Below are 25,132 nucleotides of genomic sequence, written 5' to 3' on the forward strand. Positions count from 1 at the left end.
CGCGTCAGCGGAAGTTGATGAACTGCAGCGGCACGTCGAACTCTTCACCCTTGAGGAGCTGGATCGTGTTCTGCAGGTCGTCGCGGCTCTTCGAGGAGACGCGCAGTTCGTCGCCCTGGATCTGGTTCTTCACGGTCTTCGGGGCGTTGGCCCGGAGGAACGCGCCGATCTTCTTCGCGACGTCCTGCTCGATGCCGTTCTTGAACTTCACCTCGATGCGGTACTCCTTGCCCGACGGGTACGGGTCGCCCGCGTCGAGGCTCTTGAGGCTGATGTTCCGCTTGATCGCCTTGCTCTGCAGGACGTCGAGGACGGCCTTCGCGCGCTCTTCCGAGTTCGCCTTGATGAGGACGTCCTCACCGCTGAACGCGATCGATGCGTCGGCACCCTTGAAGTCGTACCGCTGCTCGATCTCCTTGGCGGCCTGGTTGAGGGCGTTCTCCGCCTCCATCTTGTCGACCTTGCTGACCACGTCGAAGGAACTGTCTGCCATGCGGGACAGCCTAACGGCGGACGGGAGGCGCGGTTCGGCACCCACGGATCGGCGCACGGTGGTCACGAGCACCGTCCCGGATCGGCTATGCTTTCATGCGCGCCTTCGGTTGGTGACTACACGGGCCGGGTGCGCACATGGCAAGTTACCCAAGCGGCCAAAGGGATCTGACTGTAAATCAGCCGGCGTAGCCTTCGGGGGTTCGAATCCCTCACTTGCCACCATCGGAACGGCCCCGTCCACTGCGGACGGGGCCGTTCCGTTTCCGGCAGGCTGGTCGCATGCCCGTCGATCCAACGCCGTCCCAGTTCGCCGACCTCGCCGAGGCCATCGCCCGCGAAGCAGCGTCGCTCGCCGCCGAGCGCCGTGCCGAGGGTGTCGAGGTCGCCGACCGGAAGTCGAGCATCGTCGACGTGGTCACGGCAGCCGACCGCGAGGTCGAGGCGCTCATCCGGTCGCGGATCGCCGCGGCCCGCCCGGACGACGCGTTCTTCGGCGAGGAATCGGGTACCGGCGCGGGTACGTCGGGGATCACCTGGGTCGTCGACCCGATCGACGGGACCGTCAACTACCTCTACGGCAGCCCCGAGTACGGCGTGAGCATCGGCGTCGTCCGCGGCGCAGCCGACCCGACGACGTGGGAACCGGTCGCCGGCGTCGTCGTCGCACCGGCCACCGGCGTCGTGCACCGGGCAGTGGTCGGCGAGGGGGCGACGCGCAACGGGGTGCCGCTGCACGCCGGGTCGCCGGCGTCCCTCGCCGAGACGCTCGTCGCGACCGGTTTCGGCTACACCGCGGACCGTCGGCGGCAGCAGGTCGACGTGCTCGCCGGGCTCATCGGCGAGGTCCGGGACATCCGGCGCGGGGGAGCGGCGTCGTTGGACTGCTGCGCGGTCGGAGCGGGGACCGTGGACGCCTACTACGAGCGTGGGATCAACCCGTGGGACATGGCCGCCGGATCGATCGTGGCGCAGGAGGCCGGGGCAGCCGTGCGCATCTGGGAGGCCGGCGGGACGCGGTCGTTCCTCTTCGCGAGTCCGGCGATCGTCGACGACCTCGCCGCCTTGCTGCTGCGCCTCGAGGGGTCCGTACTCGCGCTGTGAGCGACCTGACCCCTCGGTCTGGGGGAGCCGTGTGGTCATGACCACGACTGGCGACACGGTAGTGCTCCTGCTACCGTTCTCTGGTCCCGTTATCTGCTCGTTACCAACGAGCGCACCTCGCCCCGATCAGGATCGCCACCGAACGCATGCCCCATTCCTCCCTCTCGCCCGAGCACACCGACGGCCCCGTGAACGCACCCGCACCGGTCGTCCACATGACCCGACGGGAACGGATCGAGGCGGAACGAGCCGCGGCGGCAGCAGCGAACAAGGGCGACCGCCTCGATCGGGCGACGGCCGTGGCGGAGCCGGAGCGCGCCTCCAGGCCGTCCTTCGAGGACCTCGTGAGCCCGGTGGCCCCGCCGGCACCCGCGTCCCCCATCGACCTCGCACCGGCGTCGCCGGTCATGCCGGCGTCGACCGCCGGCCCCGTGACGCCGCCCGCGCCCTCGTCGCCCGTCGTGGCGGCGACGGCGCCCGTACGGACCGCAGCGCCCGTTCAGCCTCGCCGCGTCCTCGGTCAGGTGCCGGCGTCGCGTCGCACCGGTCGTCCGGTCCGGCCCGCCGTCACCGCGGCCCGCCCCGCTCAGGCGACCCGGGTGTCCGCGTCCGCGTCCTCGTCCGCGAAGCAGGGTGCGTCGTTCCGCAGGGCCGCGTCGCGCGTCACCGCCGTCGGCGCGCTGCTGTTCGCCGCCGGCCTCGTGGTCTCGACCTCGCTGCCCGCGCAGGCGCTCTACACGCCGGAGCCGGGTTCGACGTCGCAGCGGGCGACGGCCTCCGGTGCGACCCAGTCGCTCAGCGTCGGCTCGGGTGCGACCGACGCCGAGACGAACCGCGACCAGTACTCGGTGTCATCGGCCACGCAGTACAAGAACGTCGATTCGTCGAGCTTCACGAACGACCCGAACGGCACGATCCAGTGGCCGTTCCTCACCGGCGTGCCGATCACCTCGGGGTTCGGCGGCCGTCAGGTCGAGGGCTGCTCGTTCTGCTCGACGAACCACATGGGCGTCGACTTCGCTCCGGGTGAGGGCACCCCCATCCGGGTCATCGCGGCCGGCACCGTCATCAAGGTGCAGGCGGACGACGGCGGCTTCGGCAACGACGTCTGGGTCGAGCACGAGGTGGACGGCAAGCAGTTCACCAGCGTCTACGGCCACATGGAGGACAACTCCTTCAAGGTCGTCAAGGGCCAGCAGGTCGAGGTCGGTGACGAGCTCGGACTCGTCGGCAGCACGGGCAACTCGACGGGCCCGCACCTGCACCTCGAGGTCCACGTCGACGGCGTCCCGGTGGACCCGCTGGCGTGGCTCAAGGCCAACGCGAACTAGCGGTCCCACGCGGCACGCCCGGGCGTCACGCCGGGTTCCTGACCACCGTCGCGGGTCTGCTATCCTCGTGTGGTGCCGCCGAGCGGCACATGCCCCGATAGCTCAGTGGTAGAGCACTTCCATGGTAAGGAAGGGGTCGTCAGTTCAATCCTGACTCGGGGCTCCGACCCGGAGCTGTTGTCGCTCCGGATCCTTGGCGGGGTAGCTCAGTTGGTTAGAGCACACGACTCATAATCGTGGGGTCGCGGGTTCAAGTCCCGCCCTCGCTACCGCAAGCCCGGCGTCCGCGCCGGGCTTTCGTCGTTCCCGGGGCGCACGCGCCCGGCGCACGAGGTGTGGGCAATCGCGCCCCCGTGTGGACATCGCGCCCCGGTGTGACGGGGCGCAGTGTTCGGAACGGGGCGCGAACCGGCGACGCCGGCCCGACGGGTCCGAACCCGGCGGCCATGCCCGCGCCGCGCGTCAGAACGGGCGGTGCTCCGGCCGCGCGGCGAGCACCCCGGCGGACCGGAGGGCGCGCTCGAGCGTCGCGTTCACCTGCTGCCAGGCGCTCCGCCGCCGGTCGGCGCCGATGCCCCCGCCCGACACCGCCGTGCCGTGCCCGGAGTGGCGCAGGGTGATCGTGGTGGACGTCCCCGTGACGGTCGTCGACAGCTCGTACCGGCGGAACTCCCGCGACGGGTGCACCAGGGCCCCGAGCAGGATCGTCAGCAGGCGGCTGCCGGTGGTGGCGGTGATCGTGCCGCCGGTCGACTCGACGTGGTGCCCGGTCTGGCGCAGTGCCGCGCCCGCGACCTCCATGGCCGTGCACCGGTCGCCCGTGTGCACCGCGAACTCGGTCGTCGACTCCATCGTGCTCCCCTCCCCGGAACTGCCGGCCCGGACTCCCGGACGCCGGCGTCGGTTCCCCCGAACCGTGTCCGACAACCATAGCCGATGCATACTCATGAACGACAGGCCCCCAGACGGGCGTCGCTAGACTGCCGGACGTGTCTGTGAACCCCGAGCTCGTCGGCAGGACGTTCCCGCCGGCCCAGCCGTACCTGGTCGGTCGTGAGAAGGTGCGGGAGTTCTCCCGCGCCGTGTTCGCGACGAACCCGATTCACCATGAGCCCGAGGCCGCCCGCGCCGCCGGCTACGACGACGTCGTCGCGCCGCCGACCTTCGCGGTCGTCGTGCAGGAGGCCACGCTCGCCCAGCTCCTCGCCGAGCCGGACGCCGGGATCGACTTCTCGCGCGTCGTCCACGGCGAGCAGGCCTTCACCTACGACCGACCCATCGTGGCCGGCGACGAACTCACCGCGACCCTGACCGTCACGAGCGTCAAGACCCTCGGCGGCAACGCCATGGTCACGGCCGAGAGCACGATGAACGACGCCGCGGGGGAGCACGTCGTCACGGCGACCTCCACCCTCGTCGTCCGAGGAGACGACGCATGACCACCGCACCCGTGACCGCGCTCGAGGTCGGCACCGTCGTCGCCGAGCGCGAGGTCCACCTCACCCGTGACTCGCTCGTCCGCTACGCCGGCGCCTCGGGCGACTTCAACCCGATCCACTACCGCGACGACGTCGCCGCGTCCGTCAAGCTGCCCGGCGTCCTCGCGCACGGCATGCTCACGATGGGCCTCGCGGTGCAGCCGGTGTCCGAGTGGCTCGGCGACCGCGGTGTCGTCGTCCGCTACGGCGTCCGCTTCACCCGGCCCGTGGTCGTCGACCCCGAGCAGGGCGCCACCGTCGGCGTCGTCGCCAAGGTCGGCGCCGTCGACGACGAGGGCCGTCCGCAGCGCATCGACCTCACCGTGACCGCCGCCGGGCAGACCGTGCTCGGCAAGGCGCAGGTCACGGTGGCGTTCCGCTGACCGTGTCGGAGCCGGTGCTCGCGGACCTCACGACGCTGCGCGTCGGTGGTCCCGCCACGCGGCTGCTCACCGCGACGACGACCGACGAGCTCGTCGACCACGCCGTCTCGGCGTGGGGCGACGACGAGTGGCTCGTCCTCGGTGGCGGCAGCAACCTCCTGGTCGCCGACGACGGGTTCGACGGCACCGTCGTCCTGGTCCGCACCACGGGCGTGGACGCCGACACGGACGCGGACGGCGTCACCGTCCGCGTCGCGGCCGGTGAGCCGTGGGACGCGTTCGTCGCCTCGACCGTCGAGCACGGTTGGACCGGCCTGGAGGCACTGAGCGGCATCCCGGGCACGGTCGGTGCCGCCCCCGTGCAGAACATCGGCGCCTACGGGGTCGAGCTGTCCGACGTGCTCACCCGGATCGAGTTCCTCGACGCGTCCACGGGGGAGCGTGCGTGGGTGCCCGCGGCCGAGCTGGCGCTCGGCTACCGCACGTCGACGCTCAAGCACGGCCGCCGCGGCGTCGTGCTGACGGTCGAGTTCCGGCTCGGTACGGCCTCGGCGGACGGCGTCCCGGTCCGGTACGCGCAGCTGGCCGGTTCGCTCGGCGTCGAGCTCGGGGCCCTGGTGTCGCCGTCGACGGTCCGGTCCGAGGTGCTGCGGCTCCGCGGCACGAAGGGCATGGTCCTCGACGCGGACGACCACGACACCTGGAGTGCCGGGTCCTTCTTCACGAACCCGATCGTGTCCGCCGCCTTCGCCGAGACCCTGCCCGCCGATGCCCCGCGCTGGCCGGCCGGTGACGACGTGAAGCTCAGCGCGGCGTGGCTCATCGAGCACGCCGGGGTGCACCGTGGGTACGCCGTGCCCGGTTCCCGTGCCGCGATCTCGTCGAAGCACACCCTCGCGCTGACGAACCGCGGCGGAGCGACCGCCGCCCAGGTGGCGGAACTCGCCCGCTACGTCCAGGTGACCGTCCTGAACCGCTTCGGGGTCTCGCTCGTGCCGGAACCCGTGTCGGTCGGCGACCTGCTCGCCTGAGCCGAGCCGCGCCTCCAGGCCCGCAACGCGGAACGGCCCACCTCGACGAGGTGGGCCGTTCCGCGTGCTCGGTGACTACGCGAAGAACTTCGCGAGCCGGGCCACGCCCTCGGCGATGTCGTCGTCGCCCAGCGCGTAGGACAGGCGCAGGTAGCCCGACGGACCGAAGGCCTCGCCCGGGACGACCGCGACCTCGGCGTGCTCGAGGATGAGGTCCGCCAGTTCGAGCGTGGTGGTCGGCGTCGTACCGGCCCACTCGCGGCCCAGCAGTGCCGTGACGTCCGGGTAGACGTAGAAGGCTCCCTGCGGGGTCGGCGTCACGAAGCCCGGGATGGCGTTGAGCCCGGCGACGATGGCCTGACGGCGACGGTCGAAGGCCTCGCGCATGGCCGTGACGGGCTCCTGCGGACCGGTGAGGGCGGCGATCGCGGCGCGCTGCGAGACGTTCGACACGTTCGACGACAGGTGCGACTGCAGGTTCGACGCGGCCTTCACGGCGTCGGTCGGGCCGATGAACCAGCCGACCCGCCAACCGGTCATCGCGTACGTCTTGGCGACGCCGTTGACGAGGATCGTCGTGTCGGCGAGGGCGGGGACCGCTTCGAGGATGCCCGTGAACCGGACGCCGTCGTACACGAGGTCCTGGTAGATCTCGTCGCTGATCACCCAGATGCCGTGCTCGAGCGCCCACTCGCCGATGGCCTTCGTCTGCTCGGCGGTGTACACCGAGCCGGTCGGGTTCGACGGTGAGCAGAACAGCAGCGCCTTGGTCTTCGGGGTGCGAGCGGCCTCGAGCTGCTCGACCGTGACCAGGTAGTCCTGGTCGCTGCCGGCGAAGACGTCGACGGGGACGCCGCCGGCCAGGCGGATGGCCTCGGGGTAGGTGGTCCAGTACGGAGCGGGGAGGATGACCTCGTCACCGGCGTCGACGATCGTCTGGAAGGCCTGGTAGACGGCCTGCTTGCCGCCGTTCGTGACGATGACCTGCGCGGGGTCGACGGTGATGCCGGACTCGCGTGCGGTCTTCTCGGCGATCGCCTGCTTCAGCTCGGGGAGACCGGTGGCCGGCGTGTACCGGTGGTTCTTCGGGTCCTGCGCGGCCTGGACGGCGGCGTCGACGACGTGCTGCGGCGTGGCGAAGTCCGGCTCGCCGGCGGCGAACGAGATCACCGGGCGGCCGGCGGCCTTCAGTGCCTTGGCCTTGGCATCGACCTTGAGCGTCGCGGACTCGGCGATCGCGGCGATGCGGGACGCGATGCGCGGCCGATCGGTGCTCGCGGCAGCGGGGTTGGCGGTGGACTCGGGGCCTGGGGCTTCGGTGCTCACGGGTCCCAGCCTATCGGCGCGGCACGCCGGAGCATCCGTCAAGTGGACACCGTGTGACGGACTCCCGTAGACTCGTCCACCGGAACGCGGATCGGTGACGAACTGCGTTCTGAAGGGCGGTGGCTCAATTGGTAGAGCAGCGGTCTCCAAAACCGCAGGTTGCAGGTTCGAGTCCTGTCCGCCCTGCACATCTGGAAGGGTAGAAGTTGGCGAGCAAAGACATGGAGACGACGGCGGACGACGTCGTCGCCAAGGCGAAGCAGGACCGGGCCGAGCGCCGCGGGCCCTTCGCTGCCATCGTGCTCTTCATCCGGCAGGTCATCGCGGAACTCCGCAAGGTGGTCACGCCGACCCGCAAGGAGCTCTTCAGCTACACGGGCGTCGTCCTGGTCTTCGTCGTCGTGATGATGATCCTGGTGTCGATCCTCGACTTCGCGTTCGGACTCGGCGTCGGGTACGTGTTCGGCAACGGGCCGACGGCCTGACCCGGACCTCGGCTGTCCTGGCCGTCCGCGGACAGGAGTACGGTCGCCCGAGACGGCGCCGATCGTGAACCGATCCGCCCGCCAACCCGATCCGCACCACCGAACGGAAAGAATCGACAGTGTCTGACAACTCCCGCGACGACATCGACCTCGCCACGGCTGCCGAGCAGTCCTCCGAGGTCGAGGAGAACCAGGAAGGCGACGTCGAGACCGGCGAGGAGCGCTCCGCCGAGTCCGCTGAGGAGCGTGCGATCTCCGTCGAGGGTGAGGACGACCCCTCCCTCGGTATCGAGGAAGAGCTGACCGCTCTCGCCGAGTCCCAGGACCCCGAGGCCGACGCCGTCGTGGACGACGCGCTCGAGGTCGACACCGCTGACGAGGCCGAGGCCGCCGTCGAAGCGGTCGAGGACGAAGAAGAGGTCGAGCTGGAAGAGGAGTCCGCCACCGAGGCGAACGAGACCCTCCCTGCCGACGAGGCGCTCGACGACGAGGACGAAGAGCCCGCCGAGGTGGACCCGTACGAGGCGTTCAAGGCCGAGCTGCGGATGAAGCCGGGCAAGTGGTACGTCATCCACTCCTACGCGGGCTTCGAGCGCCGCGTGAAGTCGAACATCGAGAACCGCATGGTCTCGATGTCGATGGAGGACTACATCTACCAGGTCGAGGTCCCGATGGAGGACGTCGTCGAGATCAAGAACGGGCAGCGCAAGCTGGTCACTCGCGTCCGGATCCCCTCGTACGTGCTCGTCCGCATGGACCTCAACGAGGACTCGTGGTCCGTCGTCCGCCACACCCCGGGCGTCACCGGGTTCGTCGGCAACGCGCACAACCCCACGCCGCTCCGCTTCGACGAGGCGTTCGGCATGCTGAAGTCCCTCGTGCAGGTCGCCGAGGCGGCTCCGACCAAGGGCGGTGCGAAGGGCGGCGGCGCTGCCCAGTCGCAGCCGGCGGCCGAGGTCGACTTCGAGATCGGCGAGACCATCACCATCAAGGAAGGCTCGTTCGCGGGCCTCCCGGGTTCGATCTCCGAGATCAAGCCAGAGAGCGGCAAGCTCACCGTGCTCGTCTCGCTGTTCGAGCGTGAGACCCCGGTCGAGCTCAGCTTCGACCAGGTCACCAAGCTGTAGTCAGGGCCCACACCCGCTACACTTATCGAGTTTGGCCCCGCGCGCCTCGTGCGCGCGGGGCTTCACCGCGGTCCGGAACGGCCGGACCAGCGGGAGAGGGCACGGATCCCCGTGCGTTCGATTCCAGGAGGAAGACAAGTCATGGCACCGAAGAAGAAGGTCACGGGCCTGATCAAGCTGCAGATCAATGCAGGCGCCGCCAACCCGGCCCCGCCGATCGGTCCCGCGCTCGGTCAGCACGGCGTCAACATCATGGAGTTCTGCAAGGCGTACAACGCGGCGACCGAGTCGCAGCGTGGCAACGTCGTGCCGGTCGAGATCACCGTCTACGAGGACCGTTCGTTCACGTTCGTCCTCAAGACCCCGCCGGCTGCCGAGCTCATCAAGAAGGCTGCGGGTGTGCAGAAGGGGTCCTCGACCCCGCACACGGTCAAGGTCGCGAAGATCTCGATGGACCAGGTCCGTCAGATCGCCGAGACGAAGCAGGCCGACCTGAACGCCAACGACATCGACGCCGCCGCGAAGATCATCGCCGGCACCGCGCGTTCGATGGGCATCACGGTCGAGGCGTAAGCCTCCCCGCCTCAGGCACACACCCCAACACCCTTCCGTGGGAGAGCCTCGCCGGCTCGTCAACCACGTAGCTCCCAAGGAGAACACCATGGCGAAGAAGTCCAAGGCCTACCAGGCCGCGGCCGCGAAGATCGAGGCCGACAAGTTCTACACCCCCACCGAGGCCGTCGCGCTGGCCAAGGAGACCGGTTCGGCCAAGACGGACTCCACCGTCGAGGTCGCGCTCAAGCTCGGCGTCGACCCGCGCAAGGCGGACCAGATGGTCCGTGGCACGGTCATCCTGCCGCACGGCACGGGCAAGACCGCTCGCGTCATCGTCTTCGCCGTCGGCGCTGCTGCTGAGGCAGCCATCGCCGCCGGTGCCGACGAGGTCGGTGGCGACGAGCTCATCGCGAAGGTCGCCGAGGGCTACACCGCCTTCGACTCTGCCGTCGCGACGCCGGAGCTCATGGGCAAGGTCGGTCGTCTCGGCAAGGTGCTCGGCCCGCGTGGCCTCATGCCGAACCCGAAGACCGGCACCGTGACCCCGAACGTGGCGCAGGCCGTCAACGACATCAAGGGCGGCAAGATCGAGTTCCGCGTCGACAAGCACGCCAACGTGCACTTCGTCGTCGGCAAGGCCTCGTTCACGCCGGAGCAGCTCGACGAGAACATCTCGACCGCGCTCGAGGAGATCAACCGCCTCAAGCCGAGTGCCTCGAAGGGTCGCTACATCATGAAGGGCGCCGTCTCGACGACCTTCGGCCCCGGCATCCCGCTGGACGTCAACAGCATCTGATCCACGGATCACCGAAAGGACCCGCACCGGTTTCGGTGCGGGTCCTTTCGCATGCGGGGCGCGATGTCCCGGTAGCGTGATTCCGTGCGCACCCTCGTGAACTCGCTCCGGCTGATCGCCGTCATCGCCGTCGTCGCCGCGATCGTCGGACAGTGGCTCGTCAGCTCGAAGCTCGACGCCTACAACCCGTGGAACTTCTTCGGGTACTTCACGATCCAGTCGAACATCATCATCGCGGTGGCCTTCGCCGTGACCCTCGTCGCGGCTGCCCGACGGAAGCGCGCGGACCTCGGGGTGAGCCTGCTCCGGGGCGCGGCGACGGTGTACATCGCCACGACCGGCATCGTCTACAACACGCTGCTCACGAACGTCGACGTGTCGGCGAACGTGCAGTGGTCGAACGACATCCTGCACAAGGTCATCCCCGCCTACGCGGTCCTGGACTGGCTGCTCTTCTCCGACCGCTCGAAGCTGCTCCTGCGCCACGTGTGGTGGTTCCTCGTCTACCCGGCCGTCTGGACCATCGTCGTCCTGGTCCGCGGCGCGACGGACGGGTGGGTCCCGTACCCGTTCCTGAACCCGGACCTCGGCTACGGGGTCGTCGCGCTGTACTGCCTCGGGGTCGCGGTCTCGATCGTGCTGATGGGGATCCTGGTCATCGGGATGAGCAGACTGCGCCTCGTGAAGGTCTAGCTGCGGAACCCGCGCAGGCGGTCGAGCACCAGGTCCGCGAGCTGGATGAGGCCGCGGATCTGGTCGTCGTCGCGGTCGACCCAGCGGCACTCGGGCTCGTCGGCGACCGGCACGAACTCGTCGTGGCGCTCCCAGACGAACAGCGTGCGGTCGGCACCGAGCACGTACTGCTGCCACCAGATCTGCCGGAGGTAGTGCCGGGGGATGCTCCGCCAGCCCTTCGCCGTGGTCTTGATCTCGGCGAGCACGACTCGGGAGGCCCCGTCGACGCCGACGCCGTCCGGGGTGGCGAGGTGCGCGCGGTTCGTCGCGGCGTGGAACAGGTGCGCGGACGGCTGGATGCCGTGCGTCGCGGCCACCCACGCGGCGATGTGCGGTTCGCGTTCCTTGCCGTGCTCGGTGTACGAGTTGCCGGAGAAGCGCGAGCCGTAGCGCTTGTCGGTGACGACGGCCTCGACCGCGTGCAGTGAGGCGAGACGGGCGACGTCGGTCGCGGTGATGCCCATCGCGCGAGCGCGGAGCCAGGCGACGCGGTCGGACGAGTGCGCGACGATGCGCTCGGTGTGCCCGCGCAGTGCGGTGAACGCGTCGTGCGCGACGGGACCCGACGCCGTGGAACCGGCCACGGGCACGACGGACGCCGACGTGCCGGGGGCGGGCTGTGCCTCCAGGCCGGGGTCCAGGTCGCCCCACAGGGTGGGCTGCACGATCGTCACCACACGATTGTCTCCCCGAGCACCGACGCGGCGAAACCGACGCACCGGACGCGAGCGGTCAGGACACCAACTGGTGGCCCTCGGCGTAGGCGACGAGTTCGTCGACCCCGGCGGGGGAGAGCGCGTACCCGATGGCGAGGGCCGCGGCGCCCTGCAGTGCGGCGAGGGACCCGGCACGGGACTGTGCGATGACGAGGTGCTCGGTCGCGAGGGGCATCGAGCGTGAGTAGACGACCTCGCGGACGCCGGCGAGCAGGTGCTCCCCGGCCTGCGTGATCGAACCGCCCAGGGCGATCACGGACGGGTTCATGAGCGACACGCACGTGGCCAGGACCTCGCCGATGTCCCGTCCGGCCTGTCGCACCGCCTGGATGGCGTCGAGGTCGGACCGGTTCACCAGGTCGAGGACGTCCGCACCGGTGTGGACGTCGTGCCCCTTCGCGCGGAGCCGGCGGGCGATCGCCGGTCCGGAGGCGACGGCCTCGAGGCACCCGGTGTTCCCGCAGTGGCACGGCACGTCCCCGGCGCTCGAGACCCGGACGTGGCCGATGTCGCCCGCGGTGCCCTGTGCGCCACGCTGGAGCTCGCCGTCCGACACGATCCCGGAGCCGATACCCGTGGCCACCTTGACGAACAGCAGGTGGTCGACGTCCGGCCAACCGTGCTCCCGTTCGCCGAGCGCCGCGATGTTGACGTCGTTGTCGAGCAGGACGTGGGCGGCGATGTGGTTCCGGAGCCAGCCGGGCACGTCGAAGCCGTCCCAGCCGGGCATGATCGGTGGGTTCGCAGGGCGTCCGGTGGAGAACTCGACCGGGCCGGGCACGCCGATGCCGATCGCGATGACGTCGTCCCGTGCTCGGCCGACCTCGTCGAGCAGGCCGTCGATGGTCTCGACGAGCCAGGTGAGGGTGGGGACCGGGCCGGCGGCGATGTCGATCCGGGCCTCGCGGGTGGCGAGCGGCGCGGCGACGAGGTCCGTCACGGCGACGCGACCGTGCGAGGCGCCGAGGTCGGCGGCGATCACCAGTCGTGCGCGCGGCACCAGGGCGACCTGCGCGGGCGGGCGCCCTCCGGTGGATGCCGCGGTGTCCACCGGTCCGACGAGTCCGACCTCGATGAGGGCATCGAGGCGCACGCCGATCGTCGAGCGTGCGAGTCCCGTCAGTGCGGCGAGCTCGGCCCGGGTCCGCGGCACGCCGTCGCGGAGGATCTGGAAGAGCTCGCTCGTCCCGACCGGAGGCGACGCTGCCGTCCGAGTCAAGTCGACCATGTGGGGGAGTGAAGCACACATCGAACGCGGCACGCAACGAAGTCCGTCGACATTCCTCGAACTTCTGCTTGACCGCCGACAGAAGTGCTCGTAGTGTGACGCTCGGTCGAAGTCGACCACACGCTCGGTCGAAGTCGACCGCAGCGCTCGGTCGAAGTCGACCGCAGCGCTCGGTCGATGTCGACCGCACCATCTCGACGAGGAGAAGCCCTGGTGACCCAACCGCTCTCGGTCCAGCTCTACACAGTCCGCGACGCCCTCGCTGCCGACCTCCCCGGCACGCTGCAGCGCATCGCCGACATCGGCTACACGAACGTCGAGGCCTTCGGCTTCGTCGACCGTGCCGAGGCGCTCCGCGATGCCCTCGCCGCAGCCGGCCTGCAGAGCCCGAGCGGCCACGCCCGCCTCCTGGCCGCCGGCGAGCAGGACCTCGAGCAGATCTTCCACGCGAGCGTCACCGTCGGCCTCGGCACCCTGATCGACCCGCACATCGACGAGGCCCGCTGGACCACGCGTGAGGACGTCGAGGCGATCGCCCGCGAGCTCAGCGCCCTCGCCCCGCGGGCGGCCGACCACGGCCTCACCCTCGGCTACCACAACCACGCGTTCGAGTTCTCGAACCGCATCGACGGCGTCAGCGCCTACGAGGTCTTCGCGGACGCCCTGTCCGACGACGTCGTCCTCGAGCTCGACACCTACTGGGTGCAGGTCGGCGGGGACGACCCGGTGGCGATCATCGGCAAGTACGGCGACAAGGTCCAGTTCCTGCACGTCAAGGACGGCGACGGCTCGCACGACGACAAGAAGCAGGTCGCGGTCGGCGACGGCATCATGCCGATCGCCGCCATCACCGGCGCCGCACCGGACGCCCAGTGGGTCGTCGAACTCGACGACCACGAGGGTGACGTCTTCAAGGCCGTCACCGACTCCTACACGTTCCTCGAGGGGGCCCGAGCATGACCGACACCACCACCGCCGCGCAGCAGACCACCGACGGAGCCCGCCGCACCGGCCCGGTCGGCGTCGGCGTCATCGGCGCCGGGGTCATCTCGGACCAGTACCTCGGCAACCTCACCGTCTTCCCCGACGTCGAGGTCCGCTTCATCGCCGACATCGACCTGCCCCGTGCAGCGTCTCAGGCCGAGAAGTGGGGCGTCGCCGGGTCAGGGACCGTCGAGGAGCTCCTCGCCGACGACGACATCGAGATCGTCGTCAACCTGACCATCCCCGCCGCCCACGTCGAGGTCGCCCTGCAGGCCCTCGCCGCCGGCAAGCACGTCTGGGGCGAGAAGCCGTACGCGCTCGACCGCGACAGTGCCGCGCAGCTCCGGGACGCCGCACGCGCCGCCGGCAAGACCGTCAGCGTCGCGCCGGACACGTTCCTCGGCGCAGGTCTGCAGACCGCGCTCCGGACGATCCGCGACGGCCGCATCGGGAAGCCCCTGAACGGCCTGACGCTCTTCCAGAGCCCCGGACCGGAGTCGTGGCACCCGAGCCCCGAGTTCCTCTTCGCCTACGGCGCCGGCCCGCTCTTCGACATCGGCCCGTATTACATCACGACCCTCGTGCAGGCGTTCGGTCCGGTCAAGAAGGTCACCGCGACCGCGTCGAAGTCCCGCGCGACCCGCACGATCGGCTCCGGCCCGAAGGCCGGCACCGAGTTCCCGGTCGAGGTCCCGACGAACCACTCGGCACTCATCGAGTTCGAGAACGGCGGGAGCGCGCAGAGCGTCTTCTCGTTCGAGTCCGACCGCGGCCGCACCGGCTTCGTCGAGATCGCGGGCGAGACCGGCACCGTCGTGTTCCCCGACCCGAACAACTTCGACGGCGACACCGAGCTCTACGCGCTCGGTTCCGACGAGCCCGAGACGATCCCGGCCGTCGGGTCCACCTACTCGCGCGGCACCGGCGTGGTCGACCTCGCCCGTGCACTGCGCGTCGGTGAGGAGAACCGGGTCCCCGGTGCCCTCGCCTTCCACGTCCTCGACGTGATGGTCTCCATCGCCGAGGCCGCCGAACGTGGTGAGACGGTGCTCGTGGAGAGCACCGTCGCACCCTCCCCGACCCTCCCTGAGGGCTGGGACCCCGCGGCGTCCACCCTGTCCTGACCGACGGGCCGGTCGGTCCGTCGGACGACGGACCGACCGAGAGGGCACCGCACCCACACAGCAGCACCCGACAGCAACACCGTTCCAACCCCTGCACCATCTCAACGACGAGAAAGTAGAGAGTCATGCGCACTGCCATCCGCGCACTGGCCATCACCGCGGCCGCGGCACTCACCGTGACCGGCCTCGCAGCCTGCTCCTCCGGAGGCTCCGGTTCGTCCGGTGACTCCAAGACGCTCACGTACTGGGCGTCCAACCAGGGCACGTCCCTCCAGAACGACAAGGAGGTGCTGACCCCCGTCCTCAAGAAGTTCACCAAGGAGACCGGGATCAAGGTCGACCTCCAGGTCATCGGCTGGAACGACCTGCAGAACAAGATCCAGACCGCCGTCACCTCGGGCCAGGGCCCGGACGTCGTCAACATCGGCAACACCTGGGCGACGTCGCTCCAGGCCACCGGCGCTTTCCAGGAGTTCGGTGACTCGGAGATGAAGGCGATCGGCGGGTCCGACAAGTTCGGCAAGGTCGCGCTCTCCACCGGTGGTGCGCCCGGCAAGACCGTCACGAGCGTCCCGCTCTACGGCCTCGCCTACGGCCTGTACTACAACAAGAAGATGTTCTCGGACGCCGGCATCGAAGCGCCGACCACGTGGGAGGACCTCACCGCCGACGCGAAGAAGCTCACCTCGGGCGACAAGTACGGGTTCACCATCGCCGGTGGCTCCTACACCGAGAACTCGCACTTCGCGTTCATCACCTCCGCCCAGAACGGTGGCGAGTGGTTCGACAAGGACGGCAAGCCGACCTTCACCCAGAAGGCAAACGTCGACGGCATCAAGCGCTACCTCGACCTGATGCAGTCCGACAAGGTCGTCAACCCGTCGAACGCGCAGTACGACAACGGCACCCAGGCCGTCTCGGACTTCGCGAACGGCAAGGCCGCGATGATGCTCACGCAGAACAACGCGAACGCGACCATCACGTCGCAGGGCATGAAGACGGACGAGTTCGGCGTCGTGCCGTTCCCGACCACTGCGGGCGGCGAGGACATCGCGTCCTTCCCGGCCGGCATCAACCTGTCGATCTTCAAGAACACGAAGAACAAGGACGGCGCGCTCAAGTTCGTCAAGTACATGACGAGCGCTGACACGCAGACGACGCTCGACAAGCCGTACTCGGCGCTGCCGGTGCTCGCCGCGGCTGCTGACTCGGTCACCGACGAGCAGACGAAGACGTTCCTCGACATCTACAACAACAAGGCGAAGCCGCTCCCGCTGGTGCCCGCCGAGGACCAGTTCGAGTCCACGGTCGGCAAGGCGATGAACGACATGTTCGCCAAGATCGCGACCGGTTCCACCGTTTCCGACAGCGACATCAAGACCGCGCTGCAGACCGCTCAGGACCAGGTGTCCCAGGCGAACGGCTGATCCGGTCTGGAGGCCCGGGTCGCGTCCGCAGGACGCGTCCCGGGCCTCCACCCCTCAGGTCCACGGCCCCGCTCGCGTCGGCCGGACGACCTCGCGTTCTGCACCCGGCCACACGCCGGGGGTGAGCCGATCGGCTCACGCATGCCGCGCCTCCAGTCCGCTGCCACGGACCGGCGCGAAGCACCCGATCCCCCTCCTGCCGAAAGGCCCCCGCCCATGTCCACCTCGGTCCTGCCCGATTCCGAGCGCATCGACCTGACGCACACGAAGGCCCCGACGATGTCGGGCCGTCCGCCCGGTCGCAAGCGCAAGACCCACTGGCTGCCGTACGCGCTCGTCGCGCCGGCCATCCTGTTCGAGCTGCTCATCCACATCGTGCCGATGCTCACCGGCATCTGGATCTCGTTCATCCAGCTCACGAAGTACTTCATCGCCAACTGGGGTGCAGCGCCGTTCGCGGGACTGCGGAACTACTCGGTCGTCATCGACTTCGACCAGGCGATCGGCAAGGGCGTCCTGAACTCGTTCCTCATCACGTGCGGCTTCACGGTCCTCGTGGTCGGGCTCTCGTGGACCTTCGGCATGGCCGCCGCGGTCGCGCTGCAGAAGCCGTTCAAGGGTCGCGGGCTGTTCCGCACGCTCTTCCTCGTGCCGTACGCGCTGCCGATGTACGCCGGCATCATCACCTGGAAGTTCATGTTCCAGCGTGACTCGGGTGCGATCAACCACATCCTCGTGGACCAGCTGCACCTGTTCAACGGCACGGGCCCGTTCTGGCTCATCGGCTCGAACGCCTTCGTCTCGGTCGTCGTCGTGGCGATCTGGAAGACCTGGCCGTTCGCGTTCCTCATGCTCATGGCCGGCCTGCAGTCCGTGCCGAACGACGTGTACGAGGCCGCGTCGGTCGACGGTGCGAAGCCCTTCCGGCAGTGGCGCTCGATCACGCTGCCGATGGTGCGCCCGGTCAACGTGACGCTCGTGCTCGTGATGTTCCTCTGGACGTTCAACGACTTCAACACGCCGTTCGTGCTGTTCGGCTCGACCGCGCAGCCCCCGGCCGCGGACCTGCTGAGCTTCCACATCTACAACGCGTCCTTCATCACCTGGAACTTCGGCTCCGGTGCCGCGATGAGCGTCCTGCTCCTCATCTTCCTGCTCATCGTCACCGGCATCTACCTCGCCGTGACCAACCGGAGGTCCGTCCGTGCGTGAGACATTCGGCGCCAAGTCCTTCAAGGTCGTGACCCTGGTCGTCCTGACCCTGTTCACGGTCGTCCCGCTCTACGTGATGATCACCACGGCCATCAAGCCGCTCGGTGACGTGCAGAACGACTTCACGTGGATCCCGACCAACATCACCATCCAGCCGTTCATCGACATGTGGTCGACGGTCCCGCTCGGCAAGTACTTCGTGAACTCGCTCGTGGTCTGCACGGTCGCGACGGTGTTCTCGCTGATCATCGCCACGTTCGCCGCCTACGGTGTCTCGCGTTGGAACTTCAAGGGCAAGAGCACCTTCACCACCGCGGTGCTCTCCACCCAGATGTTCCCCGGCGTGCTGTTCCTGCTGCCGCTGTTCCTGATCTTCACGAACCTCGGCAACGCGCTCGGCATCCAGCTCGTCGGCAGCTGGACCGGCCTGATCATCACCTACCTGACGTTCACGCTCCCGTTCTCGATCTGGATGCTCGCGGGCTACTTCGAGACCATCCCGCGTGAACTCGACGAGGCCGCGATGGTCGACGGCTCCGGCCCGATGGGTGCCCTGTTCCGGGTCATCCTGCCCTCGGCCCGTCCGGGTCTGGTCGCGGTCGGCATCTACTCGTTCATGACGGCCTGGGGTGAGGTCCTCTTCGCCTCGGTCATGACCAACGGCGACGGGCAGACGCTGGCGGTCGGTCTGCAGCAGTACTCCACGCAGACGAACGTGTACTGGAACCAGATCATGGCGGCGTCCCTCGTGGTGTCGATCCCCGTGGTGATCGCGTTCCTCATCGTGCAGCGCCAGTTCGTGGCCGGTCTGACGGCCGGTGCTGTGAAGTAGGCGGGGCCGTCCCTCCGCAAAACACCGGTGTTCGTGCAAGGCACCCCCGCATCCCGCGGTGCGACGCACGAACACCGGTGTTCTGCTGTCTCCGCCCACTGTGTGGCGGCAGGATGGGACGCATGAGCGAGACACGAGGGCGGCAGCTGCTGCCGGGACAGACCAGCCGGGTGCACGTGTACGACGTCGAGTCCCGCGCGAGTCGGTTGGTGTTCGAGTCGTCGTCGGTGTTGGTCGAAGCACCGAACGTCATGGCCGACGGCACCCTCGTCCTGAACGCGAACGGTGACCTCTGGCTGCTGCGGCTCCCTGCCGACGTCGACACCGTCCTCGACGAGTCCGCGCTCGAGCGGGTGCCGATGCCCGGCGTACCCGAGATCAACAACGACCACGTGGTCGACCCCTCGGGCAACTCCGTCGTGGTGAGCGGCCGCGACGGGGACCTGTACCGCGTCCCGCTACCGGCAGGGGGAGCGGCGGCGACCCTCACCGACGTGACCACCGCGCTGCCGGTCGTCCGGAAGTTCTACCTGCACGGCATCGGGGTTGACGGAACGCTCGCGGCGATCGTCGGGGAGCGGACCGAGGACGGTGTCTGGACCACCGACGTCGCGTTGGTCGACCTCGCCACCGGGGACCCGACGTTCCTGACCCGGGACGAGCACGCTGACGACGGCGTCTCCTTCGCGGGCGACATGCTCGTGTGGAACTCGGAGCGGTTCACGCCGGGCACCGCGCAGCTCGTCTCCCTCTGGCCGGGGGCGACGGACCCGGTCCGGATCACGACCGACGACCGGGTGAACTGGTTCCCGCACGTCTCGCCGGACGGCTCGCATCTGCTGTACCTGTCGTACGAGCCCGGCGTGCAGGGGCACCCCGCTGACCACCGCGTGGAGCTCCGACTGCTGCCCGGGGTCCTGGTGCGCGGCGCCCGGATCGCCGTGGTCCCGGAGACCCTCGTCACGCTCGACGGTGGCCAGGGGACGGTCAACGTGCCGCCTTGGTCGCCCGACTCGCGGTGGTTCGCGTACTGCGACTACCCGGTGGCGCCGTAGCCACCACGAGTCCACGCGCTGAGCGACAGTCCACGCGCCCGCTGGCCCGTGGACTGTCGCTCAGCGCGAAACGTCAGCAGGCCCTCAGACCTCGCGCACCTGCCCCTGCTTGATGTGCAGGCGACGCTCGGCCCGGCGGGCCACCCACGAGTCGTGCGTCACGATGACGACGGTGAGCCCGCGCTCCTTCCACTGCTTCTCGATGAGGCCCATGATCTCGTCACGGGTCGCCTCGTCGAGGGCTCCGGTCGGTTCGTCCGCCAGCAGCACGCTCGGGTTCTTGACCAGCGCCCGTGCGATGGCCACGCGCTGCTGCTGCCCGCCGGAGAGCTCGGCGGGCAGGTGGTCGAGTCGTTCGCCGAGCCCGACCTCCCGCAGCGCCGCGGTGGCCCGGTCGCGGATCTCGGTGCGGGACCGGTTCGCGAGGGACCCCGCGAACGCCGTCTCGACGTTCTCCAGGGCAGTCAACGTCGGGATGAGGTTGAAGCTCTGGAACACGAACCCGATCTCCGTGGCGCGCAGGTCGGTGAGGGCCCGGTCGCCGAGCTTCGCGACGTCCTGCTCGCCGAGGAGCACGCTGCCGGCGCTCGGCCGGTCGAGCGCGCCGAGCATCTGCAGCAGCGTCGACTTGCCGCCGCCGGTCGGCCCCTGGATCGCGACGAGCTGCCCCTGCGGGATGGTCAGGTCGACGTTCGTCAGCGCCGTGACGGTCCGGTTCTTCTGCTTGTACGTCTTGCTCACGTTCTTCAGGGCGTAGATCGGCCTGGAGGCGCGGCTCGCGTCCGCAGCGGACGGTGCGGTCGCGCTGCTGGTCACGTCGGTGTCGGTCACGGTTGCTCCTTCGGGGCGCGTCGTCGGTTCGGGTGCGGTGGTCGGTTCGGGGACCGGTGTCGTGCCGGTGGCCGGCCCGGTCATCAGGCCACGCTCCGCAGGGCCTCGGCCGGACGGAGCCGGCTCGCGCGCCAGCCGCCGAGGGCGCCGGCGATGAGTCCGCCGAGGATCGCCAGGCCGATCGCGAGCAGGATCACCTCGACCGTGACCGGGGCGTGCAGGACCACGTCGGTCGTCGAGGCGGTGCTCGCCCCGCCGCCGCCGAAGCCACCGGCCGGTGCGCCGCCCGTGGTGCCGCTGCCGGCCGCTGCCGTCGCTGCACCACCGGGCATCCCGCCGCCTGCTCCGCCGCGGTTCGTGGAGCTCGTGGCGCTCGCCGAGATCGTCGGGGCGATGACGTTCACCACGAGGATGCCGATGAGGCCGGCGGCGGCGCCGATCACCCCGCCGATGAGCCCCTGCACGAGGGACTCGCCCGCCACCTGCCGGGTGATGCGGCCGTTCGACCAGCCGATCGCCTTGAGGGTGCCGAACTCACGGGTGCGACGGGTCACGCCGGAGATGGTGAAGAGGATGGCGATGAGGAACGCCGCGGCGAGGACGACGATCGACAGCCAGGTGCCGAGGTTCGACACGAGGTTCGATGCGGTGCTCAGCGACCCGGACACGCTCGACGCGAGGTCGGCCTCGGTGGAGACGGTCGCGCTGGTGAGCTGCTTCTGCAGCGCGGACTTGATCGTGCTCACGTCGGAGGACGACTCGGCGGAGACGTAGATCGAGGTGACCTTGCCGTCGAGGTCGGCCAGGGTCTGCGCGGTGTCGAGCGGGATGTACGTGTTCGATCCGGTGGTCGACGACGAACCGGTCGACGAGACGATCCCGATGACCGTGAAGTCCTTCCCGCCGATCGAGACGGTGTCGCCCACGGCCTTCGACTCGCTCTTCGCGTAGCTGGCGTCGAGCACGACGACGTCCTTGCCCGCGTCGGCACTCGTGAACGTCCGGCCCTTCGTGAGCTCTGTGCTCGTCAGCGGCCCGACGGCATCGCCGGACACCGGGATGCCCGTCACGGTGAACGAGTCGACGCTGAACGATCCGCCGCCGAAGCCGCCGCCGCCCTCGCCACCGCTCGGCGGACCCTGCTGGGTCGAGGTGCCGCTGCTGTCGCTCGAGCTGCTGCTGTCCGACTGCTGCTGGACCTGGCCCGAGAACGTGCTGTTCTCCAGGGTCAGGACACCGGTCGCCGCCTTGACCCCGCTCGTGCTCGTGACGGTCTTGACGTCCGAGGCGCTGAGCGTGCTGGACCCGCGGGACACGGCGAGCCGGGACTGCGACAGGTCGGTCGAGCCGCTGCCGCTGCCGGAGCTGCCCTGGCTGCCGAAGTCGAAGCTCGGGCGGCCGGTGGACGAGCCGGTCGGGGTCTCGGTCTTCGTCACGGTGATGTCCGTGCCGACGCCGTACACGGACTGCAGCACACTCGCCTGCGCGGCCTTCACGCCGCCCGCGATCGAGGACACGATGACCACGAGTGCGATGGCGAGCGCCATGCCGATCGCGATGATGACGGTCTGCTTCTTGCGGTTCGTGAGTTCGCGCCTGAGGTAGGTCAGGAACATTGGTTCTCCTCGGTGTTGGGGTCGAGGAGACCGTAGGGAGGCAGTCGATGAGCGGCGCTGCCGGTCCCTATGAGCTGTCTAAGGGACCCTCAGCTCGCGTCGCCGTACGTCCGCCGGAGGTGCTCGGCGTACCCACCGGGTGTCCGACCGTCGAACCGGCCGCTCGTCACCACGGGGAGGTCGGTCGTGGCCTGGACGTCGAACCCGAGAGCCCGCGCACGTTCGACGAGCCGGACGTCCTCGTGCTCGGGCACCGGGTCGAAGCCGCCGATCGCCAGGCACACGTCGCCGCGGATCCCGAGGTTCGCGCCGTGCACGTGGCCGAGCGTCGAGCCCGGCGGGTGCGCGTGCGTCCAGCGGGCGAGGACCACGGGGTCGAGGTCGTCCGGGTCCGGGACGACCGCGCCGACCAGGACGTGGGCGCCGTCCGCGTGCGCTGCGACCTGCTGGACGAGCCAGGCCGGGTCGACGCGGGAGTCGGCGTCGGTGTGGGCCGTCCACCGCTCGGACGGCTCCGGGCCGGTCGCGAGGGCGCGGGTGGTCCCCACGGCCCGGGCCCGACCGACGCCGAGGTGCGCGGTCTCCACGACTTCGAGGGGGACCGCGGCCCAGAGCGGGTCCGCGGCGGCCGTCGACCGCAGGACGGCTGCCGTCCGGTCCGTGCAGCCGTCCAGGACGACGACCACCGACACCTCGACGGTGGGGTGCGCTCGCCGCAGGACCCGGACCGCGTCGGCCAGGGCCTCGGTGCAGCCGCCGATGCCGGACTCCTCGTCGTGCGCCGGGACGACGACGTCGATGCGCGCGGGGAGCCTCACGGGGTCAGGCCCTCGGTCGTCGCGACGGAGACCACCGCCGGGCCGGGGAACACGCTCAGGACGAAGTCCTCTTCGACGTGCCGGACGAGCGCCGGTCGCGGCCACCGCTCCGCGAGTCGGGCGTCCACGACGTCGCCCGAGGTCACGGCGTCGTCGTCCGGGTGTCGCCAGTGACAGGCGACCAGGACGCCGTCGTCGTCCAGGGACCCGAGCACCCGGTCGATGGTCGCGTCGAGGTCGGCGGGCGACAGGTAGTAGCCGACCTCGGACATCACGACGAGGTCCCACCGCCCACCCGGCCACTCGGTCGGCAGCTGGGCCTGGACGAACCGTGCGGCCGGCGCCCGGAGCTGCGCACGTTCCAGCGGTGCCGCGGCGATGTCGGTCCCGAGCACGGCGTCGGCGCGCTCGGTCAGCTCGGCGGTGAGCACGCCCGTTGCGCAGCCGAGCTCGAGCGCGGACCGGTAGCGCTCGCGGGGGAGGGCCGCCAGCGTCACCGCACGCTTCCGTCGCTCGTACCAGGAACCGTCGAAGTCCCACCCCTCGGGCTTCCGCTCGTAGTGGGCGTCGAACGACTCCCGCGAGCGGGACGACTGCGCCGGGGACTCGGCGAAGAACCACTCCGTCGGGCGGAGGTGGTGCGCCGCGTGCCGGTCGTCCACGATCGCCTCGTCACCCGGTGCCGGCGACAGTGGCCGGGTCTGCGACGGGTACGCGTCCAGTGCGGCGCGCTTCCGACCGAGGACCGCCGACGACAGCGCCAGTGATCGGGCGCGGTCCCACGGCGCCGCGGGGGCTGACGGCTCATCCCAGTGCCACGCCCAGACCGGGTACTCGAGCAGCGCCGACCCGGTCGCGTGCGACACGACGTCCGCGGCGACCTCGCCCGCGATCCGGTGGTCCCGGTGCCCGTCCCCGCGCCACGGTGCGACGACGATAACGGGGCCGTCGACGCCCGCGAGCCGCTCGGTCAGCGCCGCCCGGAGGACGTCCGGGTGCTCGCGCAGCCCGCCGTCCGGCACGCCGAGGACCGTGGCGCTCGCCGCGGGGGCGAGGACGGCCAGCGCCGCCCGGAACTCGGTGTCTCGGATCGACCGGAGATCCTCGGGGGTGGTGCTCGGCGAGTCCGGGTGCGAGCCCTCGCCGTGGGTGACGAGCAGCACGTGCACGGGGACACCGGCGTCGGCGGCGGTCGCGATCAGCCCGCCGGCCCCGAGGGTCTCGTCGTCGGGGTGCGGCGCGACGACCACGACCGAGGCGACCGCGTCGAGCCGCAGGGGCCGTGCGGCGACCGAGTCCAGGAAGGCCGTCCAGTCCGCGGGGTCGGTGCCCGGCTCGCGGTGGTCGAAGCTCACCACGCGACACCGCCGCGCTCGACGACGATCCGGCCGATGCGGGCGAGGTCCCGTTCGCCGTGGTCCTGCAGGACGTAGAGCTCGAGGTCCGCGACCCGTGCCGCGATCGCCGGGTCGGACGTCAGGGGAGCGGGACCGATCGTCGCGACCACCCGGTGCCGGACGGCGTCGACGGCCCGGCGGACGCGCGAGCGCACGACCTGGGCGAGCAGCGACCAGTCGTCGTCGGACGTCGACGCCGGATCGGAACCGTCGATCCGGGCAGCGGCGTCGGCGAGGGCGTCCTCGGCGTCGGCGAGGTCCGCGACCGTCGCCCCGAGGGCCGCCTGCAGCAGCTCCGAGTCCGGACGAGCGGCGGCGAGGTCGCGGAGGACCCGTCCGAGCCCGACCGCCCCACCCCACCAGCACGCCGCGACGCCGATCCCGCCCCACGCGAAGCCCGGTCGCGTGAGGTACCAGCCGGGAGCCCCGACGGGCGTGGCGTGCACCCCGGCGAAGTCGACCGGCCCGCTCGGCACGTCGGGCATGCCCCGCGCCACCCAGGCCTCGTCGTGCACGGTCACACCGTCCTGCCGGAGGTCGACCGCGAACAGCTGCCGCTCGTCCCCGACGTGGGCGGTGACGAGCGCGTTCGAGAGCGTCGACGCGAGCGAGCACCACGGCTTCGTGCCGTCGAGCGCGAACGAGCCGCCGGTTCCGCCCGACGTCGCCGTGAGTCGCAGCCCCGGTCCCTCGGCGGCGAACACGCCCCACGTCGAGCCCTCCGGCGCGGGGACGCCGGCCTGGGCGAGGATCCCGAGCGCGTCGAGGTGCGGCTCGACCGTGCGCGCGAGGGCGACGTCGGCCGCGCCGACGGCCGCGAGTGCCGCGAAGGCCCCGCCGGCCGTCCCGGCGGACAGGAGTGGGGCACTGGAGGCGACCGACCGGGCGAACGCGAGTCGGTCCGCCGGGGCCGAGCCGTGCCTCCCGGACGACGCCGTGACCCGCGCGGACTCCTCGAGCCGAGCGGTGTCGACGGTGCGGGCGGAGGCCGGCCAGGCCGAGGATCGGAGCATGCCGCTCACGGTACGGAGCGGACACCGAGTGCCTGC

Annotated in this window: 26 protein-coding genes and 4 tRNA genes; 20 read left to right on the top strand and 10 right to left on the bottom strand. The window is 70.3% G+C overall.

Annotated features, from left to right (window positions below; genetic code table 11):
- Positions 1-4: 4 nt before the first annotated feature.
- Entirely contained in the window at positions 5-493 is a 489-nt protein-coding gene (locus FS532_RS07425; protein WP_069712130.1) for a YajQ family cyclic di-GMP-binding protein, read from the bottom strand.
- A gap of 139 nt (positions 494-632) precedes the next feature.
- Here FS532_RS07425 and FS532_RS07430 point away from each other — a divergent pair.
- From FS532_RS07430 to FS532_RS07450, 5 genes are all read left to right on the top strand, one after another.
- Positions 633-717, top strand: a tRNA-Tyr gene (locus FS532_RS07430).
- A 57-nt stretch (positions 718-774) separates the two neighbouring features.
- A complete protein-coding gene (locus tag FS532_RS07435) occupies positions 775-1,596 on the top strand; it encodes an inositol monophosphatase family protein (protein WP_144752061.1) in 822 nt (273 codons plus the stop codon).
- 146 nt (positions 1,597-1,742) lie between these two features.
- A complete protein-coding gene (locus FS532_RS07440; protein ID WP_144752064.1) occupies positions 1,743-2,927 on the top strand; it encodes a M23 family metallopeptidase in 1,185 nt (394 codons plus the stop codon).
- A gap of 91 nt (positions 2,928-3,018) precedes the next feature.
- Positions 3,019-3,090 (top strand) — tRNA-Thr (locus tag FS532_RS07445).
- 32 nt (positions 3,091-3,122) lie between these two features.
- Positions 3,123-3,196 (top strand) — tRNA-Met (locus FS532_RS07450).
- 193 nt (positions 3,197-3,389) lie between these two features.
- On the opposite strand, the gene FS532_RS07455 is transcribed toward FS532_RS07450, so the two are convergent.
- On the bottom strand, positions 3,390-3,779 hold the full coding sequence (locus tag FS532_RS07455) for a hypothetical protein (protein WP_144752067.1): 390 nt from the start codon (positions 3,777-3,779) through the stop codon (positions 3,390-3,392).
- 137 nt (positions 3,780-3,916) lie between these two features.
- Between FS532_RS07455 and FS532_RS07460 the strand changes: the two genes are divergently transcribed.
- Genes FS532_RS07460 through FS532_RS07470 form a run of 3 tightly spaced genes read left to right on the top strand, consistent with a single transcriptional unit; the run spans position 3,917 to position 5,819 of the window.
- Positions 3,917-4,366 carry a MaoC family dehydratase N-terminal domain-containing protein gene (locus FS532_RS07460; protein WP_079236588.1) on the top strand — a complete coding sequence of 150 codons (450 nt, stop codon included), beginning with the start codon at positions 3,917-3,919 and terminating at the stop codon, positions 4,364-4,366.
- On the top strand, positions 4,363-4,788 hold the full coding sequence (locus FS532_RS07465; RefSeq protein WP_144752070.1) for a MaoC/PaaZ C-terminal domain-containing protein: 426 nt from the start codon (positions 4,363-4,365) through the stop codon (positions 4,786-4,788). Before FS532_RS07460 ends, FS532_RS07465 begins: the two co-directional genes overlap by 4 nt.
- A 2-nt stretch (positions 4,789-4,790) precedes the next feature.
- Positions 4,791-5,819 carry a UDP-N-acetylmuramate dehydrogenase gene (locus FS532_RS07470; protein WP_144752073.1) on the top strand — a complete coding sequence of 343 codons (1,029 nt, stop codon included), beginning with the start codon at positions 4,791-4,793 and terminating at the stop codon, positions 5,817-5,819.
- Between the two features lie 75 nt (positions 5,820-5,894).
- Here the strand turns inward: FS532_RS07470 and FS532_RS07475 are convergent, their stop codons facing one another.
- Positions 5,895-7,076 carry a pyridoxal phosphate-dependent aminotransferase gene (locus FS532_RS07475; RefSeq protein WP_144752666.1) on the bottom strand — a complete coding sequence of 394 codons (1,182 nt, stop codon included), beginning with the start codon at positions 7,074-7,076 and terminating at the stop codon, positions 5,895-5,897.
- A gap of 182 nt (positions 7,077-7,258) precedes the next feature.
- Between FS532_RS07475 and FS532_RS07480 the strand changes: the two genes are divergently transcribed.
- The 6 genes from FS532_RS07480 (at position 7,259) to FS532_RS07505 (ending at position 10,801) form a co-directional block, all read left to right on the top strand.
- Positions 7,259-7,331, top strand: a tRNA-Trp gene (locus FS532_RS07480).
- Positions 7,332-7,366: 35 nt separating this feature from the next.
- Positions 7,367-7,630, top strand: coding sequence for a preprotein translocase subunit SecE (gene secE / locus FS532_RS07485; RefSeq protein WP_402739123.1), 264 nt, complete (start codon positions 7,367-7,369; stop codon positions 7,628-7,630).
- 119 nt (positions 7,631-7,749) lie between these two features.
- The gene (gene nusG / locus FS532_RS07490) at positions 7,750-8,757 is read left to right on the top strand and encodes a transcription termination/antitermination protein NusG (protein ID WP_144752076.1); all 1,008 of its coding nucleotides are present in this window, start codon (positions 7,750-7,752) and stop codon (positions 8,755-8,757) included.
- Between the two features lie 141 nt (positions 8,758-8,898).
- Entirely contained in the window at positions 8,899-9,330 is a 432-nt protein-coding gene (gene rplK, locus FS532_RS07495; protein WP_079236584.1) for a 50S ribosomal protein L11, read from the top strand.
- An 88-nt stretch (positions 9,331-9,418) separates the two neighbouring features.
- Positions 9,419-10,108: a 50S ribosomal protein L1 gene (rplA, locus tag FS532_RS07500; RefSeq protein WP_097179850.1), complete on the top strand. Its 690-nt coding sequence runs from the start codon at positions 9,419-9,421 to the stop codon at positions 10,106-10,108.
- A gap of 84 nt (positions 10,109-10,192) precedes the next feature.
- Positions 10,193-10,801, top strand: a complete 609-nt coding sequence (locus FS532_RS07505) for a Pr6Pr family membrane protein (protein WP_144752079.1) — start codon at positions 10,193-10,195, stop codon at positions 10,799-10,801.
- On the opposite strand, the gene FS532_RS07510 is transcribed toward FS532_RS07505, so the two are convergent.
- On the bottom strand, positions 10,798-11,517 hold the full coding sequence (locus tag FS532_RS07510; protein ID WP_144752082.1) for a YqaJ viral recombinase family protein: 720 nt from the start codon (positions 11,515-11,517) through the stop codon (positions 10,798-10,800). The genes FS532_RS07505 and FS532_RS07510 overlap by 4 nt on opposite strands.
- A gap of 58 nt (positions 11,518-11,575) precedes the next feature.
- Positions 11,576-12,787 carry an ROK family transcriptional regulator gene (locus FS532_RS07515; RefSeq protein ID WP_186321950.1) on the bottom strand — a complete coding sequence of 404 codons (1,212 nt, stop codon included), beginning with the start codon at positions 12,785-12,787 and terminating at the stop codon, positions 11,576-11,578.
- 213 nt (positions 12,788-13,000) lie between these two features.
- On the opposite strand from FS532_RS07515, the gene FS532_RS07520 reads away from it, so the two are divergent.
- The 6 genes from FS532_RS07520 (at position 13,001) to FS532_RS07545 (ending at position 19,421) form a co-directional block, all read left to right on the top strand.
- The gene (locus FS532_RS07520) at positions 13,001-13,747 is read left to right on the top strand and encodes a sugar phosphate isomerase/epimerase family protein (RefSeq protein ID WP_222121954.1); all 747 of its coding nucleotides are present in this window, start codon (positions 13,001-13,003) and stop codon (positions 13,745-13,747) included.
- Positions 13,744-14,895, top strand: coding sequence for a Gfo/Idh/MocA family protein (locus FS532_RS07525; RefSeq protein ID WP_144752089.1), 1,152 nt, complete (start codon positions 13,744-13,746; stop codon positions 14,893-14,895). The genes FS532_RS07520 and FS532_RS07525 overlap by 4 nt, the downstream gene beginning before the upstream one ends.
- Positions 14,896-15,020: 125 nt before the next feature.
- Entirely contained in the window at positions 15,021-16,322 is a 1,302-nt protein-coding gene (locus tag FS532_RS07530) for an ABC transporter substrate-binding protein (protein WP_079236579.1), read from the top strand.
- Between the two features lie 216 nt (positions 16,323-16,538).
- Positions 16,539-17,534, top strand: a complete 996-nt coding sequence (locus FS532_RS07535) for a carbohydrate ABC transporter permease (protein WP_097179844.1) — start codon at positions 16,539-16,541, stop codon at positions 17,532-17,534.
- Positions 17,527-18,366, top strand: coding sequence for a carbohydrate ABC transporter permease (locus FS532_RS07540; protein ID WP_097179843.1), 840 nt, complete (start codon positions 17,527-17,529; stop codon positions 18,364-18,366). The genes FS532_RS07535 and FS532_RS07540 overlap by 8 nt, the downstream gene beginning before the upstream one ends.
- Positions 18,367-18,488: 122 nt before the next feature.
- Positions 18,489-19,421 (top strand): TolB family protein, encoded by a 933-nt coding sequence (locus tag FS532_RS07545; RefSeq protein ID WP_144752092.1) that lies wholly within the window; start codon positions 18,489-18,491, stop codon positions 19,419-19,421.
- 84 nt (positions 19,422-19,505) lie between these two features.
- Here the strand turns inward: FS532_RS07545 and FS532_RS07550 are convergent, their stop codons facing one another.
- The 5 genes from FS532_RS07550 to FS532_RS07570 all read right to left on the bottom strand — a co-directional run bounded on the left by FS532_RS07550 (position 19,506) and on the right by FS532_RS07570 (position 25,096).
- Positions 19,506-20,180 carry an ABC transporter ATP-binding protein gene (locus FS532_RS07550; protein WP_079238975.1) on the bottom strand — a complete coding sequence of 225 codons (675 nt, stop codon included), beginning with the start codon at positions 20,178-20,180 and terminating at the stop codon, positions 19,506-19,508.
- 155 nt (positions 20,181-20,335) lie between these two features.
- On the bottom strand, positions 20,336-21,868 hold the full coding sequence (locus tag FS532_RS07555; RefSeq protein WP_144752095.1) for an ABC transporter permease: 1,533 nt from the start codon (positions 21,866-21,868) through the stop codon (positions 20,336-20,338).
- Positions 21,869-21,957: 89 nt separating this feature from the next.
- Complete coding sequence (locus FS532_RS07560) at positions 21,958-22,686, bottom strand: glycosyltransferase (RefSeq protein ID WP_144752098.1); 729 nt, start codon at positions 22,684-22,686, stop codon at positions 21,958-21,960.
- Entirely contained in the window at positions 22,683-24,044 is a 1,362-nt protein-coding gene (locus FS532_RS07565; protein ID WP_144752101.1) for a PIG-L family deacetylase, read from the bottom strand. Before FS532_RS07565 ends, FS532_RS07560 begins: the two co-directional genes overlap by 4 nt.
- Complete coding sequence (locus FS532_RS07570) at positions 24,038-25,096, bottom strand: acyl-CoA dehydrogenase (RefSeq protein ID WP_186321951.1); 1,059 nt, start codon at positions 25,094-25,096, stop codon at positions 24,038-24,040. Before FS532_RS07570 ends, FS532_RS07565 begins: the two co-directional genes overlap by 7 nt.
- Positions 25,097-25,132 lie beyond the last annotated feature (36 nt).

Source organism: Curtobacterium pusillum (assembly GCF_007673235.1).
GTDB lineage: Bacteria > Actinomycetota > Actinomycetes > Actinomycetales > Microbacteriaceae > Curtobacterium > Curtobacterium pusillum_C.

Bases quoted from the DNA above. Each gene is read 5' to 3' on its own strand.
- FS532_RS07425 (WP_069712130.1), bottom strand. From the start codon at position 493: ATGGCAGACAGTTCCTTCGACGTGGTCAGCAAGGTCGACAAGATGGAG.
- FS532_RS07435 (WP_144752061.1), top strand. From the start codon at position 775: ATGCCCGTCGATCCAACGCCGTCCCAGTTCGCCGACCTCGCCGAGGCC.
- FS532_RS07440 (WP_144752064.1), top strand. From the start codon at position 1,743: ATGCCCCATTCCTCCCTCTCGCCCGAGCACACCGACGGCCCCGTGAAC.
- FS532_RS07455 (WP_144752067.1), bottom strand. From the start codon at position 3,779: ATGGAGTCGACGACCGAGTTCGCGGTGCACACGGGCGACCGGTGCACG.
- FS532_RS07465 (WP_144752070.1), top strand. From the start codon at position 4,363: ATGACCACCGCACCCGTGACCGCGCTCGAGGTCGGCACCGTCGTCGCC.
- secE (WP_402739123.1), top strand. From the start codon at position 7,367: ATGGAGACGACGGCGGACGACGTCGTCGCCAAGGCGAAGCAGGACCGG.
- rplK (WP_079236584.1), top strand. From the start codon at position 8,899: ATGGCACCGAAGAAGAAGGTCACGGGCCTGATCAAGCTGCAGATCAAT.
- rplA (WP_097179850.1), top strand. From the start codon at position 9,419: ATGGCGAAGAAGTCCAAGGCCTACCAGGCCGCGGCCGCGAAGATCGAG.
- FS532_RS07515 (WP_186321950.1), bottom strand. From the start codon at position 12,787: ATGGTCGACTTGACTCGGACGGCAGCGTCGCCTCCGGTCGGGACGAGC.
- FS532_RS07525 (WP_144752089.1), top strand. From the start codon at position 13,744: ATGACCGACACCACCACCGCCGCGCAGCAGACCACCGACGGAGCCCGC.
- FS532_RS07530 (WP_079236579.1), top strand. From the start codon at position 15,021: ATGCGCACTGCCATCCGCGCACTGGCCATCACCGCGGCCGCGGCACTC.
- FS532_RS07535 (WP_097179844.1), top strand. From the start codon at position 16,539: ATGTCCACCTCGGTCCTGCCCGATTCCGAGCGCATCGACCTGACGCAC.
- FS532_RS07545 (WP_144752092.1), top strand. From the start codon at position 18,489: ATGAGCGAGACACGAGGGCGGCAGCTGCTGCCGGGACAGACCAGCCGG.
- FS532_RS07555 (WP_144752095.1), bottom strand. From the start codon at position 21,868: ATGTTCCTGACCTACCTCAGGCGCGAACTCACGAACCGCAAGAAGCAG.
- FS532_RS07570 (WP_186321951.1), bottom strand. From the start codon at position 25,096: ATGCTCCGATCCTCGGCCTGGCCGGCCTCCGCCCGCACCGTCGACACC.